19 protein-coding genes and 1 pseudogene are annotated in these 18,750 nt (G+C 46.1%); 10 read left to right on the top strand and 10 right to left on the bottom strand.

Features of this window, described 5'->3' with window-relative positions; translation table 11 throughout:
- Positions 1 to 64: 64 nt before the first annotated feature.
- Positions 65 to 2,209 (bottom strand): ATP-dependent DNA helicase RecG, encoded by a 2,145-nt coding sequence (recG, locus tag H8K32_RS03005; RefSeq protein ID WP_186911003.1) that lies wholly within the window; start codon positions 2,207 to 2,209, stop codon positions 65 to 67.
- Positions 2,210 to 2,382: 173 nt separating this feature from the next.
- On the opposite strand from recG, the gene queA reads away from it, so the two are divergent.
- The 9 genes from queA (at position 2,383) to H8K32_RS02960 (ending at position 11,706) form a co-directional block, all read left to right on the top strand.
- Entirely contained in the window at positions 2,383 to 3,441 is a 1,059-nt protein-coding gene (queA, locus tag H8K32_RS03000) for a tRNA preQ1(34) S-adenosylmethionine ribosyltransferase-isomerase QueA (protein WP_186911002.1), read from the top strand.
- A gap of 63 nt (positions 3,442 to 3,504) precedes the next feature.
- Complete coding sequence (tgt, locus tag H8K32_RS02995) at positions 3,505 to 4,638, top strand: tRNA guanosine(34) transglycosylase Tgt (protein WP_186911001.1); 1,134 nt, start codon at positions 3,505 to 3,507, stop codon at positions 4,636 to 4,638.
- A 237-nt stretch (positions 4,639 to 4,875) separates the two neighbouring features.
- Complete coding sequence (locus H8K32_RS02990; protein WP_186911000.1) at positions 4,876 to 6,399, top strand: flavin monoamine oxidase family protein; 1,524 nt, start codon at positions 4,876 to 4,878, stop codon at positions 6,397 to 6,399.
- Between the two features lie 250 nt (positions 6,400 to 6,649).
- On the top strand, positions 6,650 to 6,985 hold the full coding sequence (yajC, locus tag H8K32_RS02985; RefSeq protein WP_186910999.1) for a preprotein translocase subunit YajC: 336 nt from the start codon (positions 6,650 to 6,652) through the stop codon (positions 6,983 to 6,985).
- 76 nt (positions 6,986 to 7,061) lie between these two features.
- On the top strand, positions 7,062 to 8,963 hold the full coding sequence (secD, locus tag H8K32_RS02980) for a protein translocase subunit SecD (RefSeq protein WP_186910998.1): 1,902 nt from the start codon (positions 7,062 to 7,064) through the stop codon (positions 8,961 to 8,963).
- 27 nt (positions 8,964 to 8,990) lie between these two features.
- Positions 8,991 to 9,929: a protein translocase subunit SecF gene (gene secF, locus H8K32_RS02975; RefSeq protein ID WP_186910997.1), complete on the top strand. Its 939-nt coding sequence runs from the start codon at positions 8,991 to 8,993 to the stop codon at positions 9,927 to 9,929.
- 80 nt (positions 9,930 to 10,009) lie between these two features.
- The gene (locus tag H8K32_RS02970) at positions 10,010 to 10,267 is read left to right on the top strand and encodes a hypothetical protein (protein WP_186910996.1); all 258 of its coding nucleotides are present in this window, start codon (positions 10,010 to 10,012) and stop codon (positions 10,265 to 10,267) included.
- Positions 10,268 to 10,386: 119 nt separating this feature from the next.
- A complete protein-coding gene (locus tag H8K32_RS02965) occupies positions 10,387 to 10,779 on the top strand; it encodes a VOC family protein (protein WP_186910995.1) in 393 nt (130 codons plus the stop codon).
- A 288-nt stretch (positions 10,780 to 11,067) separates the two neighbouring features.
- Complete coding sequence (locus tag H8K32_RS02960) at positions 11,068 to 11,706, top strand: hypothetical protein (protein ID WP_222613000.1); 639 nt, start codon at positions 11,068 to 11,070, stop codon at positions 11,704 to 11,706.
- Positions 11,707 to 11,736: 30 nt separating this feature from the next.
- Here H8K32_RS02960 and H8K32_RS02955 read toward each other — a convergent pair whose 3' ends face one another.
- The 5 genes from H8K32_RS02955 to purB form a co-directional block, all read right to left on the bottom strand.
- Positions 11,737 to 12,165: a MarR family winged helix-turn-helix transcriptional regulator gene (locus tag H8K32_RS02955; protein ID WP_186910993.1), complete on the bottom strand. Its 429-nt coding sequence runs from the start codon at positions 12,163 to 12,165 to the stop codon at positions 11,737 to 11,739.
- Between the two features lie 103 nt (positions 12,166 to 12,268).
- The gene (locus H8K32_RS02950) at positions 12,269 to 12,835 is read right to left on the bottom strand and encodes a YceI family protein (RefSeq protein WP_186910992.1); all 567 of its coding nucleotides are present in this window, start codon (positions 12,833 to 12,835) and stop codon (positions 12,269 to 12,271) included.
- Between the two features lie 111 nt (positions 12,836 to 12,946).
- The gene (locus H8K32_RS02945; RefSeq protein WP_186910991.1) at positions 12,947 to 13,513 is read right to left on the bottom strand and encodes a YceI family protein; all 567 of its coding nucleotides are present in this window, start codon (positions 13,511 to 13,513) and stop codon (positions 12,947 to 12,949) included.
- A gap of 32 nt (positions 13,514 to 13,545) precedes the next feature.
- On the bottom strand, positions 13,546 to 14,082 hold the full coding sequence (locus H8K32_RS02940; RefSeq protein WP_186910990.1) for a cytochrome b: 537 nt from the start codon (positions 14,080 to 14,082) through the stop codon (positions 13,546 to 13,548).
- A 245-nt stretch (positions 14,083 to 14,327) separates the two neighbouring features.
- Positions 14,328 to 15,695 carry an adenylosuccinate lyase gene (gene purB / locus H8K32_RS02935; RefSeq protein ID WP_186910989.1) on the bottom strand — a complete coding sequence of 456 codons (1,368 nt, stop codon included), beginning with the start codon at positions 15,693 to 15,695 and terminating at the stop codon, positions 14,328 to 14,330.
- Between the two features lie 352 nt (positions 15,696 to 16,047).
- Between purB and H8K32_RS02930 the strand changes: the two genes are divergently transcribed.
- A complete protein-coding gene (locus H8K32_RS02930; RefSeq protein ID WP_186910988.1) occupies positions 16,048 to 16,656 on the top strand; it encodes a glutathione S-transferase N-terminal domain-containing protein in 609 nt (202 codons plus the stop codon).
- Between the two features lie 176 nt (positions 16,657 to 16,832).
- Here the strand turns inward: H8K32_RS02930 and bfr are convergent, their stop codons facing one another.
- The 4 genes and pseudogenes from bfr to H8K32_RS02910 all read right to left on the bottom strand — a co-directional run bounded on the left by bfr (position 16,833) and on the right by H8K32_RS02910 (position 18,638).
- Entirely contained in the window at positions 16,833 to 17,309 is a 477-nt protein-coding gene (gene bfr, locus H8K32_RS02925) for a bacterioferritin (RefSeq protein ID WP_186910987.1), read from the bottom strand.
- 134 nt (positions 17,310 to 17,443) lie between these two features.
- Positions 17,444 to 18,130 (bottom strand): energy transducer TonB, encoded by a 687-nt coding sequence (locus H8K32_RS02920; protein ID WP_186910986.1) that lies wholly within the window; start codon positions 18,128 to 18,130, stop codon positions 17,444 to 17,446.
- Positions 18,127 to 18,372 (bottom strand): (2Fe-2S)-binding protein, encoded by a 246-nt coding sequence (locus tag H8K32_RS02915; protein ID WP_186910985.1) that lies wholly within the window; start codon positions 18,370 to 18,372, stop codon positions 18,127 to 18,129. Before H8K32_RS02915 ends, H8K32_RS02920 begins: the two co-directional genes overlap by 4 nt.
- A 29-nt stretch (positions 18,373 to 18,401) precedes the next feature.
- A pseudogene (locus tag H8K32_RS02910) lies at positions 18,402 to 18,638 on the bottom strand (hypothetical protein).
- Positions 18,639 to 18,750: the final 112 nt, after the last annotated feature.

Below are 18,750 nucleotides of genomic sequence, written 5' to 3'. Positions count from 1 at the left end.
CGCGATGCCGTGTGGGTTGCAATCGCCTTAGGAAGTTGCGATGATTTATACTTTTGATTGAGTGTTAAACCCGCAAAAATTCTTCCCGATTTCCCAGCCAGCGTTCCAGATGCGCAGCGACAGTCACGGGATCGTTTTTTAATAAATCATCGGCCAGATTACGGGCTTTTTCTACCAGCCACTGATCGGTTTCCAGATTCGCAAACCGTAACATGGCTTCACCGGATTGCCGCGCACCGAGGAATTCACCAGGGCCGCGTAGCTCTAGATCTTTACGTGCGATTTCAAAGCCATCATTACTTTCACGCATGGTTGCAAGTCGTTGTTTGGCGGTGCCACCAAGCGGGCCTTGGTATAGTAGCAGGCAGACGCTCGCAGCAGCGCCACGCCCGACACGGCCACGCAACTGATGCAACTGCGACAGACCAAAACGTTCAGCGTGTTCAATCACCATCAGACTCGCATTGGGTACGTCAACGCCCACTTCAATTACCGTGGTAGCGACTAACACCTGACTACGGTTGTGGATAAAATCATTCATGACCTGCTGTTTCTCCGCAGGTTTTAAACGACCATGTACGAGGCCCACTTGAATGCCTGGCAGCGCGGCAGCGAGCATTATGTGGGTATCAGTAGCCGTTTGTAATTGTAGGGTTTCTGATTCTTCGATCAGCGGGCATACCCAATACACTTGCTTGCCTTCCTGGGCAGCTGCGTGCACACGGGCGATGACTTCATCGCGACGATTCTGATCAATCACACGCGTAACGATCGGTGTACGACCAGGCGGTAACTCATCAATGACTGAGACTTCCAGATCAGCAAAATAGGTCATCGCCAGCGTGCGAGGAATTGGTGTGGCTGACATCATCAGTTGATGCGGGACTTTGCCTTGCTCAGCTTTGTTCGCCAGATTTAAACGTTGGCTGACACCAAAGCGATGCTGCTCGTCGACTATCACTAATCCCAATTTTTTAAACTGCACCGTATCTTGAATCAACGCATGGGTGCCGATGACCAATTGCGCTTCGCCAGAACTAATTAAAGCATTGGCGGCGTCTTTTTCTTTTTTCTTCAGACTACCAGTCAGCCATGCAGTCTTGACACCCAAAGGCTCTAGCCAGGCGGCAATTTTGCGGAAATGTTGTTCCGCCAAAATTTCTGTTGGTGCCATGAGCGCAGCCTGATAACCATTGTCTATCGCTTGTGCGGCAGCCAGTGCAGCGACGATGGTTTTGCCGCTACCAACGTCGCCTTGTAATAAGCGTTGCATAGGGTAACTGGCACGCAAATCATGGCGAATTTCTGCCAACACTTTTTCTTGTGCGCCCGTCAATGAAAACGGCAAATTAAGTAAGAACGCATTGCTCAATTCACCAACCATAGGCAAGGCATTTGCACCTTTGCTACGGCGCGTAATCTGCGCGCGCTTGAGCGACAATTGTTGTGCCAATAATTCGTCAAATTTGACGCGTTGCCAGGCTGGATGTTCGTGTTCTATCAGGCTGTATTGATCGATGTCTGGCGGCGGGTTGTGCAGAATACGCACGCTTTCTTCGATGCCGGGTAATCCCAGTGCCGCCAATCGTGCTGGTGATAAGGTGTCGCGCCAATGCATGCGTCCCAGAGCGTTAGCAATTGCTTTGCGTAATAGCGATTGGGGTACGCCTTCGCCGGAAGGGTAGACGGGCGTTAATGCCGTCGCTAATGGCGCTCCCTCATTGACGATTTTGTATGTCGGATGCACCATTTCTGCACCGAAGAAACCATGCTTTAATTCGCCCCGTGCGCGGACACGCACACCGACTGCCATTTGTTTGAGTTGGCTGCCGTAAAAATTTAAAAAACGCAGCACTATTTGGCCGCTATCATCAGAAATGGTAACAACTAGTTGTCGACGCGGACGATATTGCACATCCGATTCGGTAACGACACCTTCAACTTGTGCTGTGCTGCCACCACGCAATGAGGCATCGTGCATGCTGGTAATGCTGGTTTCGTCTTCATAGCGCATTGGCAGATGCAAGGCAAAATCCATGTCTTTACGCAAGCCTAATTTTGCTAGTTTGTCACTGGCTTTGACGGTGCTATTGACTGCAGGCTTTTTATTACTTTTCTTCGCTGAGGCACGGCCATTGGCTTTAACATCATCCGGTGTTTCGGTGATTTCAGGGGCTGCGGCGGGTAGATTTGGGGCTTCAGCTGCCATGGGTGTAAAATGGTGGGTTTTGCTGTTTGCGTGATTTGATAAAAATGTGTTGATCTGTCAATTTTTTGACTTCAATCTTAAAAGCATAGCATACCGCAAACTATTCTACTGATTTTTTATACAGTGTCCAGCATTTTGTTTTTACCTTTTTGGCCTTTTTTGGTATTCCGAGCATGAAATATTCTCTTAGTGACTTCGATTTTGATTTGCCCGAAACCTTGATCGCGCAAATACCATTGCCTGACCGTACCGCTTCGCGTTTGTTACATGTCGATCATGAGCAACTCGTAGACCGTCATTTTTCTGATTTAATCGAGCAATTGAATGCCGGTGATGTCCTGGTGTTTAATGATACGCGGGTTCTCAAAGCGCGATTTTTTGGTGTGAAGGAATCCGGCGGCAAAGTGCAGATGTTAGTTGAGCGGGTTTTATCAAATACGGAAGAAAATCGCAGTGTTCTGGTTCAGATGCGTGCCTCCAAAGCGCCTTTGCCGGGGAGTAAAATTCGTCTGGCAGATGCGTTTGATGTTGTCGTAGGTGAGCGCGAAGGTGAGTTTTTTACGCTGTTTTTCCCGTCAGATATTTTCGATTTGCTCGAACAGTACGGACGTCTGCCGTTGCCACCGTATATCGAGCATGATGCTGACGAGTTTGACGAGCAGCGTTATCAAACCGTGTATAACCGTGTTCCGGGCGCTGTGGCTGCGCCAACGGCTGGTTTGCACTTTGATCGAAACTTGTTGCAAGCTTGTCAGGCTAAAGGTGTGCAGCTTGCTTATGTGACTTTGCACGTCGGTGCTGGTACTTTTCAGCCTGTGCGTGTAGAAAACCTGAACGAACACGTCATGCACAGCGAGTGGTACACCGTGCCGCAAGAAACTGTGGATGCTGTTCGCGCCGCCAAGGTTAGTGGCGGTAAGGTTGTTGCGGTTGGTACGACAAGTATGCGCGCCCTGGAATCGGCATCGCAATCTGGTCAGTTAGAGGCTGGCAGTGACGATACACAATTGTTTATCACGCCAGGGTATGTATTTAAAACCGTAGATCGCTTAATCACGAATTTCCACTTACCAAAATCAACGTTGATGATGCTGGTGTCGGCATTTGCAGGTTACGATAGTATCAAGGCTGCTTATGCCCATGCGATTGCACAACAATATCGTTTTTTTAGCTATGGCGATGCAATGTTACTGAACAACACCTCCGGTGATCAGGCTGCTGCGAACAAATAAGTCGGATGAGACAAAACGAATCATTTAGCGTACCCGCGACAGAGTAGGGTACAAGGAAAGAATATGCTGGAATTTACGCTGATAAAAAAAGACAAAACCACTGCAGCACGTCGTGGTCGGGTGAAGGTCAATCATGGCGAAATCGAAACACCGATTTTTATGCCGGTGGGTACCTATGGCTCGGTGAAGGCGATGTCGCCCCTGGAATTAAAAGAGATTGATGCGCACATTATTCTCGGTAATACCTTCCATCTATGGTTGCGTCCTGGTTTGAGTGTGCTCAACAAATTCGGCGGCCTGCATGATTTCATGGGCTGGGATAAGCCTATTCTCACGGATTCTGGTGGTTTTCAGGTATTTTCGCTGGGTGCGATGCGTAAGATTACGGAAGAAGGCGTCAAATTTTCTTCACCGATCAGTGGCGAACGTTTGTTCTTGTCGCCAGAAATCTCGATGCAAATTCAACGTGCTTTGAATTCTGACATCGTCATGCAATTCGACGAATGCACACCGTATGAAATCGATAGCCGTCCGGCGACTACTGAAGAAGCAGGCAAGTCCATGCGCATGTCTTTGCGTTGGGCCAAGCGTTCGATTGATGAATTTAATGCGAATGAAAATCCGAATGCCTTGTTCGGTATCGTGCAAGGTGGCATGTTTGAAAACCTGCGCGATGAATCGCTAGCGGGTTTGAATGAATTAGGCTTCCACGGGATTGCGATTGGCGGTTTGTCGGTGGGTGAGCCAAAAGAAGACATGATGCGCATTCTGGCGCATACCGGCCCTAAATTACCAGAAAACAAGCCGCATTACCTGATGGGTGTTGGTACACCAGAAGATCTGGTCGCAGGCGTGGCGAATGGTATCGACATGTTTGATTGTGTGATGCCTACTCGCAATGCGCGTAATGGTTGGATCTTTACTCGTTTTGGCGATGTGAAAATCAAAAATGCGCGTTACAAAGAAGATAAAGAACCTTTGGATGCGACTTGCGAATGCTACACCTGCAAAAATTTTTCACGTGCGTATTTACATCATTTGCACCGTACTGGCGAAATTCTGGGGGCGCGTTTGAACACGATACACAATTTGCATTACTACCTGGATTTGATGAAAAATATTCGTAAAGCGCTGGACGATGAGCGTTTCCCGGAATTTGTTCAGCAATTCCATGCTGATCGTGGTCGGGGTATATAAATTTACCTGAAGATTCAAAGCATCAAATTGAATTGATGCAGTCCAAAAAGGGTCGCGCTGCGGCCCTTTTTTACGTTTGTCATAACGATATGAGTTTTTCAAATATAGTCGGTGATTCACGGCTTTTTGCGGCTCTCCGAGGGTAAAATCGCGTCTGACAGATTTTCTGCATTGCTGATAGCTCTGTGGCTGAGATCAACGCTCGCTGCATAGACGTAAAAATAAAAAGGAGACAACATGAATTTTCATCCTGTGGTGATCGCGGGTGGCGGTATTGCCGGTTTGTATTGCGCCTGGCGGCTCGCTGAGTCCGGTCAGCAAGTGGTGGTGTTGGAAGGCTCTGCGGATCGTTGGGGTGGTCGCATCGAGACCGAAGACCTGGATGGCTTTACCGCTGAATGGGGCCCAATGCGCTTTGAACCGACGCTGCAACCACGCTTTGCAGGTTTATGCCGTGATCTGGGCGTGAAGCTGATTGATTTTAGTGGCCCGGTAGGTGAAGAGGTCAATGCCCCAACCTATGATTTGCCGGATGAAGAATTAGGACTTAATTCATTGCAACTGCTCAAACGCGGCATCATGCTGATCATGGGGCAATCACCCGATGATCAGGCTTGGATCGATAAGCAAACGGAAGCCGATTACCAGCGTATGCGCAAACACGCGCAGTTGAATGGCCAGCCATTATGGAGCATGGGCTTTTGGAATGCGATGTCGGCGCAAGGCGTGTTGTCGCATCTGGCACTGACCAAGTTGCGTGATACTGGTACTTTTTACCACATGCTGCCGGAAAATCTGAATGCAATTGAATGGATCATTTGGTGGCTGCGCGCCTTGAAAACAGTAGGGCAGGAATTGGCAACGATTGATGGTGGTAGTGCCAAGCTAACCGATAGCATCATGGCTAAATTGCGCGCATCAAGTAATGTCACACTGGCTGGTGGGCATACCTTGAAAAGCTTCAAACAAGTGGCGATGGGGCAGCCGCGTCTGGAGCTGGAAATCAATACCAAAAATGGCGTGATCCAGTTACAAACTGATCGCCTGATTTTGGCGTTGCCGCGCTTGCCATTGGTTAAATTGGCATCTTCCTTGCCAGAGCACGTGTCGAGCCAGCTTGATTCCGTGAATGGCTTCCCGATGCTAAAGCTGTTTTTTGTGACGGATGCGCCGTGGTGGGATTATTCTCAAAAGCCGCAACAATATGCGAGCTGCTTACCGACTCGTGAGATTCATTATTTCCGCCGCCCAGAGAATAAAGACAAAGACGGGCATGGCATGGTTTTGTTATACATGGATCGTCCTTCGACCGAGTTCTGGAAGCATTACGTGGTTGAGGGCGATAAGCACGACCGCGCAGAAATTGATCAAAATGCCAAAATCGTAGAAGCCTTCTCTTTGTTTGTCGCGCGCGATGTGAAGCGCTTGATTGATATTAATCGTTCCGGTTTAAGTTTAACTGAGCAGGCACGCCACATGTTTGAAGAAAAGAGCTTGGAAGAAACCGCGGCGTTTATTAAGAACTCAGTCATTACCTATGGTATCCGTGATTGGGCACGTGCGCCGTATGGCGCCGCCAATCACGGTTGGCAGCCAGGTGTACGTTCATGGAAGGTGATGGATGTGTTTAAAGCCTTTGATTTTGGATCTGGGGCTAAAAATATTCATATTGTTGGTGAAGCGTATTCTGATTATCAGGGGTTTGTCGAAGGTGCATTGAACACGGCTGAGTTGGCGCTAGAAACAATGAACGTTGCCTGAAATTGAGTGCAAATCTGGTACGGTTTTGCTATGGCAACGCCAAAAATCATCTAAAAAATGAATGAGATGATGAAGTTTTGCTAGCAAAACACAGTAAAGCGCACGAAAAAGCGGTATTTTTGCTTGCCAATGCTAGAATGTGGCGCTTTGCCAATTGAAAATTACCCATCTGTCACGATATATGGGTAATTGCAACGAAAGCGGCTTGTTTTGATGGGCTGCTGTTTCTTATAACGAATGGAGTCTTAACGTGTTTATTTCTAACGCTTACGCGCAGTCCGCAGGTGCTGGTGGTGTATTTGGTGGCGATGGTGGCTTGATGAGTTTCTTGCCATTGGTGTTGATGTTTGTGGTGTTGTACTTCTTGATGTTGCGCCCACAAATGAAACGTCAGAAAGAACAAAAAGCCATGATGGATGCGTTGGCGAAGAATGATGAAGTCATCACTTCTGGCGGCATTCTGGGCAAAGTAGTCAAAGTGACTGAAGCCTATGTGACCTTGGAAGTGTCTGAAGGCACTGAAATCGTCGTGCAAAAAATTGCTGTGACGATGTTGTTGCCTAAAGGCACCATCAAAGCGATTTAATTAGCAAACACCGGCAACGCAGTCCATTAAGTCTTGGACTGCGTTGTGCTTTTTAGCTTCCACTTCTTTTTTTATTATGAATCGCTACCCACTCTGGAAGTATCTGTTGATTTTGATCGCGCTGGTTTTTGGCGGTTTATACACGGCCCCGAATTTTTTCGGCGAATCACCGGCCGTACAAATCAGTAGCGCGAAATCGACAGTTAAAATTGATAACAGTTTGTCAGACCGTGTTGAACAGGCCTTGCAACAGGCTGGTCTCAAAGACAACGGCATTTTTTATGATTTCAATGGTTTACAAGGAACAGTGCGCGCGCGTTTCGCGGATACTGATACCCAGTTTAAAGCCAAGGACGTGATTGAAAAGGCCCTGAATACAGACCCGACCGATCCTACTTATACGGTTGCTTTCAATCTGCTGTCGAATACCCCAAAGTGGATGCAAAGTCTGAACGCTTTACCTATGTATCTGGGGCTGGATTTGCGCGGCGGTGTACATTTCTTGATGCAAGTTGATACTAAAGCCGTGTTGAACAAACGCATACAAGGCTTGCAATCGAGTGTCCGCGCGATTTTGCGTGATAAAGAAATCCATCATGCTGGCATTAGCCGCGAAGGTGATGTGATCGGGATTAAATTCCGTGACGCTGAAACACGTACCGCAGCAAAGGCCGCTTTGGTAACGCAATTAACGGATGTGAATTTTGTTGATGTGGTTGGCACTGAAGCGACTGAATTTAATCTGCAAGCGAGCTTGAAACCAGAGGCACTGAAAGCCGTTGTGACCGAAGGTGTAAAACAAAATATTTCTGCCTTGTCTAAGCGTGTTAACGAATTGGGAGTCGCAGAGCCGATTATTCAGCAACAAGGCCCTGATCGTATCGTGGTGCAATTGCCAGGTGTTCAGGACGTTGCTCGCGCCAAAGAAATTATTGGTCGTACAGCGACGCTGGAAGTGCGTTTGCTCGATGACAGTGTGATTGGACCAGTTGACACCAACACACCAGTGCCTTTTGGTGCTGAATTGTTCAAATCGAATCGTGGTGAATGGTTGATTTTGAATAAAGATCCTGTGGCCACTGGTGATTACATTACTGGTGCTTCTGCGAGCTTCGATGAGCGTCAACAGCCTGCCGTGTCGGTGGATATGAACGGCGATGGTGGCCGCAAAATGCGCGAAGCTACCCGCAATCGTATCGGTAAACGTATGGCGATCGTGTTGTTTGAAAAAGGTAAAGGCGAAGTATTAATCGCCCCAACCATCAATGCGGAGCTCGGTTCACGTTTTATTATTACCGGTATGGGTACAGCTTCAGCCTCGGCTGATCTGGCTTTGCTGTTGCGCGCAGGTTCGTTGGCCGCACCAATGGAAATCATCGAAGAACGCACGATTGGCCCGCAGTTGGGCGTAGAAAACATCAAACAAGGCCGTAATTCAACTTTGTATGGTTTTGCTGCAATCTCCATCTTCATGATCGTGTACTACATGTTGTTTGGTGCCTTCAGCGTATTGGCTTTGTCGGTCAACTTATTGTTGCTGGTCGCTACTTTGTCCCTGTTGCAAGCAACGCTGACCTTGCCTGGTATTGCCGCGATTGCTTTGGCTCTGGGTATGGCGATTGATGCTAACGTGCTGATTAACGAACGTATCCGTGAAGAATTACGTGGCGGTAAATCACCACAAAAAGCGATTGAAGAAGGTTTTGGGCACGCATGGGCAACTATTCTTGATTCCAACGTGACCACTTTCATCGTTGGTCTGGCCTTGTTGATTTTTGGTTCCGGTCCGATCAAAGGTTTTGCTGTGGTGCATTGCCTGGGTATTCTGACGTCGATTTTCTCTTCTGTTTTTGTTTCGCGCGGTGTGGTGAATCTCTGGTACGGTCGTCAAAAGAAACTGACTTCACTGTCTATCGGTCAGATCTGGAAACCAACTGGTGATACAGTCGATACCACTGACGTTACTAAACAATCGTAAGTCTAGATAAGAATTCAGGAATTCATTATGGAATTATTCCGCATTAAAAAAGACATTCCTTTCATGCGCCATGCGCTGATTTTCAATGTCATTTCTGCTTTAACGTTTGTTGCTGCCGTGTTTTTCTTGCTGCACAGAGGCTTGCATTTATCTGTCGAATTTACCGGCGGTACGGTGATGGAAGTATCGTACTCCAAAGCCGCTGACGTTGATTCTGTGCGTAAAACGGTAGAGTCCTTGGGTTTTGTTGATGTGCCAGTGCAAACCTTTGGTAAAGCGCAGGACGTGGTGATTCGTTTGCCATCACCGAAAGAAATTTCGGCAGACGATCAAGCGAAAAAAGTGTTCACTGCTTTGCAGGCCGCTGACCCAGATGTGAAGTTGCAACGTACGGAACAAGTCGGTTCACAAGTGGGTGACGAGTTAATGCACGATGGCCTGATGGCCTTGTTGTTTGTGGTCATTGGTGTTGTGATTTATCTGGCGATTCGTTTTGAATGGAAATTTGCAGTAGCAGCGATTTTCGCTAACTTGCATGACGTGGTCATCATTCTTGGTTTCTTCGCGTTTTTCCAGTGGGAATTTAACTTGTCGGTATTGGCAGCAGTGTTAGCGGTACTGGGCTACTCGGTCAATGAATCCGTGGTTATTTTCGATCGTATCCGCGAAAACTTCCGTAAGCAGCGCAAGATGACGGTCAAAGAAGTCATCGATAATGCAATCACTAGTACCATTTCACGTACGGTGATCACGCACGGATGTACACAGATGATGGTGTTGTCGATGTTGTTGATCGGCGGCCCGACTTTGCACTATTTTGCTGTCGCGTTGACGATTGGTATCTGCTTTGGTATTTACTCATCAGTGTTCGTTGCTGCTGCGATTGCGATGTGGTTGGGTGTCAAACGTGAAGATCTGATCAAGCCAGTCAAAGAAAAAGACGATACAGACGGCGCCGTCGTTTAATCGTTCATCAATTAGAAAAGCCAGCTTGCTGGCTTTTTTTATTTCAGGCTCTTTTGCTCGTTTATAGAAGCTTGTGGCTCGTGCAACCCGCCGCAGGTGTTGCAGTGTATAGCGTTTGGCAAATCCCACAAGGCATTAAACTGGGGAGCGCCTACCGTCAAGCTGCCGAATGGATACGAGGCCAAGAAGCTTTTCCATGTTGTTATCATAGTAATATCAATCATTTAAATAGTACAAGTAGCGCAGCATACTTTGCGTTGTTGCAGCGCATTTATCCAAACGATGATGGTGAACCAGCGATGATGACTAGGATCACTGCGATGAATGGACTGGAATAGACACTTGCGTTTCAATGATGGATTCGATTTATCATCAGACGTACTTAGCCTGGGTCCAGTTGATTTTGTATTATCATTCAGTGATGTAAATCTAGGCGCAAAATCAATAAGGAGAAAACATGTTTAGTCACGTGATGCTAGGTTCAAATAATATCGAAAGCTCAAAATTATTTTACGATGCTGTGCTGGGAGTTCTGGGGGCCGGTGAGGGATTTCGCAATATTTCTCCGTCGGGTTACACCAGACTCTTCTATCGACACGATGGCAACAGTTTTGGCATTACTGAGCCTATCAATGGAGAGGTTGCAACGTTTGCCAATGGCGGCACAATAGGTTTCAAATGTACCTCGGCAGAACAGGTACAAAAATTTCATGATACGGCGATCGCTCATGGTGGTCGAACCTGTGAAGACCCGCCAGGTCTGCGTGAAGGAAGCATGGGAGCAATGTACCTGGCCTATGTTCGAGATCCGGATGGTAATAAGTTATGTGCGGTTTATCGCGTCAAATAAAAAAATGGCCAGGTTTTCTGGCCATTTTTTTCGTCCTTTGCTGTTGCCAGTTATTTGCTGAAGCATATTTGTGTGAAAAAATTGAACCAGAAAATGATTTCACGGATAGAATAAAATCTTTCAAATTTTTTAATAAAATCCTGTTGTTCGAAATAGAGATGTAAAATTTGGCTATTTCTGTAATATTATGTTACTTTGCGATATCATGCGGTTTTTAAATTTTCCTTTTGCTTACTAGTGAAAATGCTAAGCACTACACCTCATCATTCCAGCGTAATCGAATTTCCTGTGCCGCAAGCATGGCGAGACATTATTTATACGGTCATTTTTGACGTTATGGAAGACAATTATGCCAGCGTGAAAAGAGGTGCATTCGGTAAATGTGCTGAGTTTGCAATTGTCGGGGCAAGGGTATTAAAAATTTTGACAAATGCACCATATAAGGCTGTTGGTGGTGGGCAAATTATGGATTGCGGTGATGAGCAATATGTACTGATTACTCCGACTCGTAACGAGCGTCGTAACGCCCGGAATCTCGCTGAGATGAAGTTTTATCACTGCTGGGTACAGCTTGATGCCCAATCGATGTCAACTGGGGGTATTGAATTTGTCGACTTTACTTTGTTGTACGATAGGCTAACAGCTCATTTATTAAATAAACCCTATACACTTAGCAACTCTGCGGCCTACTTTTGGGGCGATGCCAAGGCACTGGATTTACCCATTCCTGCATCACTCAACAATCATCCTTCACTTAAAGAGCGTCAATCAGGTTGGTACTGGACTGATTCTATCTGCTGCAGATTACTTTTAAAATATGAAAACGAGAACGCAGCTTATTTTTCAGCGCTGACTTCTAAGATACTTTATCGCATTGCTGATGAAGCTGAAAAATGCTTCGCACCGACATCAACTGCTAGTTGGTAAACCTTGAAGCTGAGGTTTTTTATCGGGCAATTAATTTTCATTCAAATGTTTTTTTAATTTACTGAGCGCTTGTTCCAGGTCGCAATAGTCTGAATCGGTATAGCCTGAAAACCGTTGTTCGCCAGCATGGACAACTTTAGGAAAAATTTCACTGAAAGTCGCCTCACCTTGCGGCGTTAGTTTAACAAATAATTGACGCCGATCCCCATCCCCGCGTTCACGCTGAACCAGGCCTTTTTGCTCCATGCGATCGAGTACGCCAGTTAGTGTGCCTTTGGTGATTAAGGTTTTTTCGCCCAGTTCTTTGCAAGTCATTCCTGGGGTATTACCTAGTGTGGCGATGATGTCGAATTGTGCTGGTGTGCAACCGAACTGACGCACATTTCGGTTGGATGCCTGTTCAAAAAGTTGCATACATTCGGAGAGCAGACGTATGCTGCGGAGGTAACGTTTACTCATGGTTTAATCGTCAGTATCTGCGGCGATATCGATATAAACATCGCCGCTTTATGCACTCATGCAACTTCCGTCGGAAGTTGCATTACGCAATTATTGCAAAATGTTAGTCAGCGCGAACGGCTTCAACCTGGATCGCTAATTTTACTTCAGGTGCAAAACGTGGGGTGCCATAGTTCAGGCCAAAATCTGTACGCTTGAATTCTGCAGATGCGTCAGCACCGCAAACTTCTTTTTTCAACATTGGATGTTGAATGCACTTAAATTTGTTGATGGTCAGTGTCAATGGCTTAGTGACGCCCAACAGAGTGAATTGACCATCGACGGTAACAGGAGTGTCGCCATTGAATTTGACAGAAGTACTTTTGAAAGTGGCAGTTGGGAATTTTTCGACATTGAACATATCCGCAGATTTAGCGTGATCGTTCATTTTTGTCATACCGAAATCGATAGATGAAGTATCGATCGTGATATCAACTGTGCCTGTTTTCGCTGCACGGTCTAAAGTAACTGTGCCGCTGGTTTTATCAAACTTACCGCGCCATACAGAAGCGCCCATATGGTCAGCTTCAAAACTTGGGTAAGTGTGGCTAGGATCAATGTTGTAAGTATCTGCAAATGCTGGTGCTGTACTGATAACCAAAGCGGCGGCGATGAGTTTTGCTAATTTCATAGTGACTCCTGATTGGATAAAGGTTGAATGTCAGCGTGTAGTTGCTGACATTCAGGATTTAACATGGGATAACTTCGTAAAATTTCGTGCTACTGCGTTCTTGCTGAGTTTTTACTGCGTGGTGACTACGTGAAATTTAATCGTGACCTCATCGGCGACCATACCGGTGTCTTTCCATTCACCTTCGCCGATATTGAACGCCAGACGTTTGATCGGCAGGCTGCCATCAAACACTTGTGTATTGCCTTCCTGTTTTACGTTCATAGGAAAACTGACGGCAGCGCTTTTGCCTTTGATGGTCAATGTGCCGCTCACATCAAGTTTGCCTGCGCCGCTGGTTTTCATGCTGGTTGCAACGAAGCTGGCTTTAGGAAATTGCGCTGCGTTAAACCATTCTTTTTTCAATACTTCTTTGTTGTACTCGGCATCGCCTAAATCAAAACTGGCGAGGTCAATTTCTACGCTCGCTTTTGAGGTTTCTGGTTTGGCGGCGTTGTAATCGATGACTGCTGAGAATTTTTTAAACTTAGCATCCACCGGCACATTCATTTGTTTAAACACGATACCGACCGTGCTTTTACTGGTATCGAGTTTGGAGATGGCTGCCAGTGCAGGAATCGCGATTGCAACGACGATGGTTGAGACGAGAAGTTGCTTGGAATTTTTGAAGAGTTTCATTATTTTCCTCTGATTATTCATTACGGATGGATTCATTTAGTCGGCATCATGCGGCGCAAGATACCATCCTTATCAACGAATTGATGCTTGAGTGCGGCAAGTACATGCAAGATCACGACGCCGAGCATGACATTAGTTAGTAATTCATGTAATTCTTTGAGTGTATGTTTAAGGTCTGGATCCGGGGCGATAAAGGTTGGTAATTCAAACAGACCCAGATACACGACCGGATAACCAGCAGCAGATGTATAAAAATAGCCAGACAAGGGAACCGCAAACATCAACACATACAACAGGATGTGCGTTGCATTTGCGGCATTCTTTTGCCAGATTCCCATAGTTTCAGGATAGGCGGGCGCTGCACTAAGTAAGCGCGCTAACAGGCGGACTGCCACCAATCCTAACACCGTGACACCCAGCCATTTATGATAGGAGTAGTATTGCAGCTTGGTTGGGCTGATGCGCATGTCAGTCATGATTGTGCCGAGTGCAAAAGCGGTAACAATCAAGATAGCGATGAGCCAATGTAAAGCGATGAGTGTTATCGGATATCGATCTTTTGTCGGCATACCTGGATTCCTGTAAAATAAAAATTAGTTCGTATTAGAACTAATATAGCAAAAAAAGTTCAACTCTGCTGAACACGGTTTATTTTCTAATGTTGATTTTGATAAGCAATACCTTGCAGTAGGCGTGCATAAGGCTCGTTGTCATACTTGAATAGAGGATGAAAAAAAGCGCAATCAACTGTTTGATTGCGCTTTCTTATTTTGGTTCGAGAACTTGAACATCCGCATGTTCAAGTTATACAAAATTAAATGGCTTTAGCTAACTTTGCAGCAATACCAATGTAGTTGGCAGGTGTCATTGCCAGCAACACGTCTTTAGCTTCTTGTGGAATTGCCAGACCTTCAACAAACTCACGCAATGCTTCTTTGGAAATACCTTTACCACGAGTTAATTCTTTTAATTGCTCGTAAGGATTTTCAATTGCGTAGCGACGCATTACTGTTTGAACTGGTTCAGCCAATACTTCCCAAGTTGCATCCAGATCTGCAGCCAGGCGTTCTGGATTTGTTTCCAGCTTATTCAGACCACGCAGGCAACTGTCGTAGGCAAGTAAGGTGTAGCCTAACGCTACGCCGATGTTACGCAAGACTGTTGAGTCAGTCAGATCGCGCTGCCAGCGGGAAACTGGCAATTTTTCAGATAAATGACGCAGCAAAGAATTAGCCAGACCGAGATTACCTTCGGAGTTTTCAAAGTCGATAGGATTGACTTTGTGTGGCATGGTGGAAGAACCAATTTCACCGGCTTTGGTTTTTTGCTTGAAATAACCAACCGAGATGTAACCCCAGATATCACGATTTAAATCCAGCAAGATCGTGTTGACGCGTGCAAATGCATCAAACATTTCCGCCATGTAATCATGCGGCTCAATCTGTATCGTGTATGGGTTGTATGTCAGACCAAGACGCTGCTCGATCACATTTTTAGAGAAGCTTTCCCAGTCGTAGTGTGGGTAAGCGGATAAATGAGCATTGTAGTTACCAACAGCGCCATTCATTTTCCCCAGAATTTCTACTTGTTCAATACGCTTCAAGGCGCGCTGCAGACGTGCTACGACGTTGGCCATTTCTTTACCCAAGGTCGTCGGGCTTGCAGCCTGACCATGGGTACGCGACAGCATAGGTACATCGGCGTTGGTATGCGCTAACTCTGTCAGACGTGCAATCAGCTTTTTCAAGGCTGGCAGCATGACGCTATCACGTGCTGTTTTCAACATCATACCGTGAGATGTGTTGTTAATGTCTTCTGAGGTGCACGCAAAATGGATAAATTCACTTGCAGCAACTAGCTCTGGCACATCTTTGACTTGTTCTTTCAGCCAATATTCGACAGCTTTGACGTCATGGTTAGTCACTGCTTCGATATCCTTGATGCGTTGTGCATCGGCTTCGGAAAACTCAGCCGCCAGTTTATCCAGCAGTGCGTTGGCGGCAGTCGAAAATGGTTTAATTTCATCAAAGCCAGCCTGCGATAAGGCTTGCAACCAGGAAATTTCAACTTTAACGCGGTGGTGCATAAAGCCAGCTTCCGATAGCGTTGAGCGTAAAGCATCGACTTTGGCAGCATAGCGGCCATCTAATGGCGAGAGGGCGGAAAGGGAGGATAAGGACATGATCGCTCGATGTGGTAGTGTGAGATAGAAAGCATTGCGCTAAAAACAACATTAAGTTGTGTTTTTACTAAAAATAACAAGGTTATAATCTAAGCTAAGTATCCTGAAACGTTCTACTTGCTTATCTTTATTTTTGCGCTCAAGCCCCAATTTTACCATTTGATGCTTGCTTAAAGGGGGTATAAAGGGGTTATAACGGGTTTATTAAGGTTCGATAAAATAGTCTTAACGCCGATCAACCTGAACTTGGAATGGTATTTTCTGGTTTGCGCGGTGACTCAGGGGCTCTGGAAACCGCAGCTTTTAACTTTCACAATGCTATAATCAAATCCACATCATTCTTGCAAAAACTATGAAACTCATCGGCTCTACCACCAGTCCTTACGTAAGAAAAGTTCGTATTGTCTTAGCGGAAAAGAAAATTGATTACGTGTTTTTGTTGGAAAATGTATGGGCCAGCGATACCAAGATTCAAGAGTCCAATCCAATCGGCAAAGTTCCATGTCTCTTGATGGAAGATGGCGGTGCGATGTTTGATTCTCGTGTGATTGTTGAGTATCTGGACACCTTAACGCCCGTTGGTAAGTTGATTCCCGCATTGGGGCGTGAACGCGCCGAAGTGAAATGCTGGGAAGCGCTGGCTGACGGTGTGCTTGATGCCGCAATTTTAGTACGTCTAGAGAAAACCTTGCGGCCTGAAGCGCAGCAAAGCGCGGAATGGATAGAACGCCAGATGAACAAAGTCAATGCGGGATTAAAAGCGATGTCAGCAGGTCTCGGTGAAACTGCATTTTGCTCCGGTAACCATATGACGCTGGCAGACATCAGCGTTGTTTGTGCACTCGACTGGTTAAACTTCCGCTTCCCGGATATCGATTGGCGTACCGAATTCCCTAACCTTGGTAAGTTGTTTGATAAACTGTCCGAGCGCCAGTCGTTTAAAGATACAGTACCAGGTTAAAACGACTATCTCAGGTGAAAAGTTACCTGAAGACCGTTTCAACAGTTTCTTAAAAAAGGATGATGCCCAAAAGCTCATCCTTTTTTTGTTTGAATTAAGTAGGTCGTGAGCAACCCGCCAATTCAAGTTGATAGAAAATGGACTCCACCGCAATAGCAAATACTCACATTAAGCAATTACTCTTCTTCAGTCATTTGTGATTGCAAATAATTTTGGATGCCAATTTTTTCGATCAGCTCTAACTGAGTTTCCAACCAGTCGATGTGTTCTTCTGTATCTTCAAGTATATGCTGGAAGATTTCGCGAGACACAAAATCTGCATGTGCTTCACAGGCGGCAATTCCTTCTTTTACCGTTTTTTGCGCAGCCTGTTCGAGCTTCAAATCGCAGCTCAGCATTTCTTTGGTATCTTCGCCTATCATCAACTTATGTAAGGCTTGCAAATTGGGTAAGCCGCCCAGCATCAGAATGCGGTCGATCAGCTTGTCAGCATGTTTCATTTCGCCAATGGATTCTTCGTACTCTTTTTTAGCGATTTTTTCAAAGCCCCAATGCTTATACATACGGGCGTGAAGGAAGTATTGATTGATGGCACTCAACTCATTCGTGAGCTGTGCATTCAACAATTTAATGACTTTAACGTCACCTTTCATAGCGCATCCTTTCAAAGAAATTTGAATCAGGTATTTCTAGCGAATGGTGATGGCGCAGACGGCAGTTGATGGCTGCGGGCAAGCGTCATGCCACGCAATCATCATAACAATTTTCAAGAGATTAAGAAATAAAACTATCCAGCTAAGGAGAAATTGATGGTTGCTGTGGCAAGCATAGGTATTGCTTTACCATCCTCAACATAGGGCTTGAACAAGGCATGCATGAGGGCAGCACGGGCAGCTTCATCAAGGCGTTGTGATCCTGATGAGTGATGGACATCAACTTTTTCCGCTTCACCTTTTTCGTTGACGAGTACCTTCAGTGTTACTTTTCCTTCTTCGCGCAGACGACGTGATTGTGCAGGGTAGACGGGTTGTGGCGCGCGTAGATATTCGACTTGACTGGTGGCCTTCAACGATGGTTGCGGCGTAGTCTGTGCCGAGGCCGTGGCGATGCTGGTTGAAAGTGCGGGTTTTTCGTGGACAGGGGTTTCAGCAGCCGCGATCACGATTGCATTTTCACTTGGGGCGTTACTGGCCAGATCTGGTAATGCGACTGGCTTTATCGCTGGTACTGCTAATGTCGTTTTTTTAGTATTGCTTGGCCTGGAGTCATTCTTTATTGCGACATTTAGTGGGGTGCTAACAAAGCTGACGATGACTTCTTTTGGTAAATTCATTTTGATTTCAGTCACAAAACCACTTTTCAGCGCATAAATTGCGGCAATATGAGTAAGTACGATAAAGCCAAACGTTGCATAACGTTTGAGATTGAATCCAGTATCTTCGTATTCAAACAAGTTGGCGCTTGCCGTGCTCATGCTGGTACTCCTTTGGCGTGAAACTGAATGTTATGGAGTAGTAAGTGCACGCCATGTGTGTTGCTCTGTGTTTCTTGTTTCTCGCAGTGCTCGCGCAAGATTTTTCTGGCGCATCCAGCGCATTTGCCACAGCAAGTCCCGACGTCAAGTTGCGTGCGCAGCTCCGCCATGGTGCGTATGCCTGCTTCGGCTGCACGCTGGATTTTGGATTCAGAGACGTTGTTGCAAACACAGACAATCATGAAAATATCCTTCTAATTTCGATCAGAACTTACTCGCTGGCGGCAGGCATTAACCAGGAAAAACGCTGTATTTTGTTTTGTCGCTTCAAATTACTATCAATCAAACCAGCCCATTGCTCACTGAGTTGTTGGCAAGTAGCACGAAGTACCGGAGTCAGATCTGATAATTCAGACAAGGCCTTCAGGTGTCGTTCTATAACCGAAGCTAACTTCAGGCAGGGACTGTTGTCTTATGAAGACGCTGAATTGACGCTGTAATGTGACATCAGATGTAAAGCGGCTGAAACAAGCAATTCTGCGTGCGTTGATTTTTCGCTATGACCAGAAATCTGCGCTTCTGTTGGTACAGTCTCTTTCAGTAAAGTATTTGGCATCGTG

This window comes from Cognatundibacterium jejuense, from assembly GCF_014284255.1.
GTDB classification, from domain to species: Bacteria; Pseudomonadota; Gammaproteobacteria; order Burkholderiales; family Burkholderiaceae_D; genus Undibacterium; species Undibacterium jejuense.
This window is presented reverse-complemented; position numbering and strand designations above follow the sequence as displayed.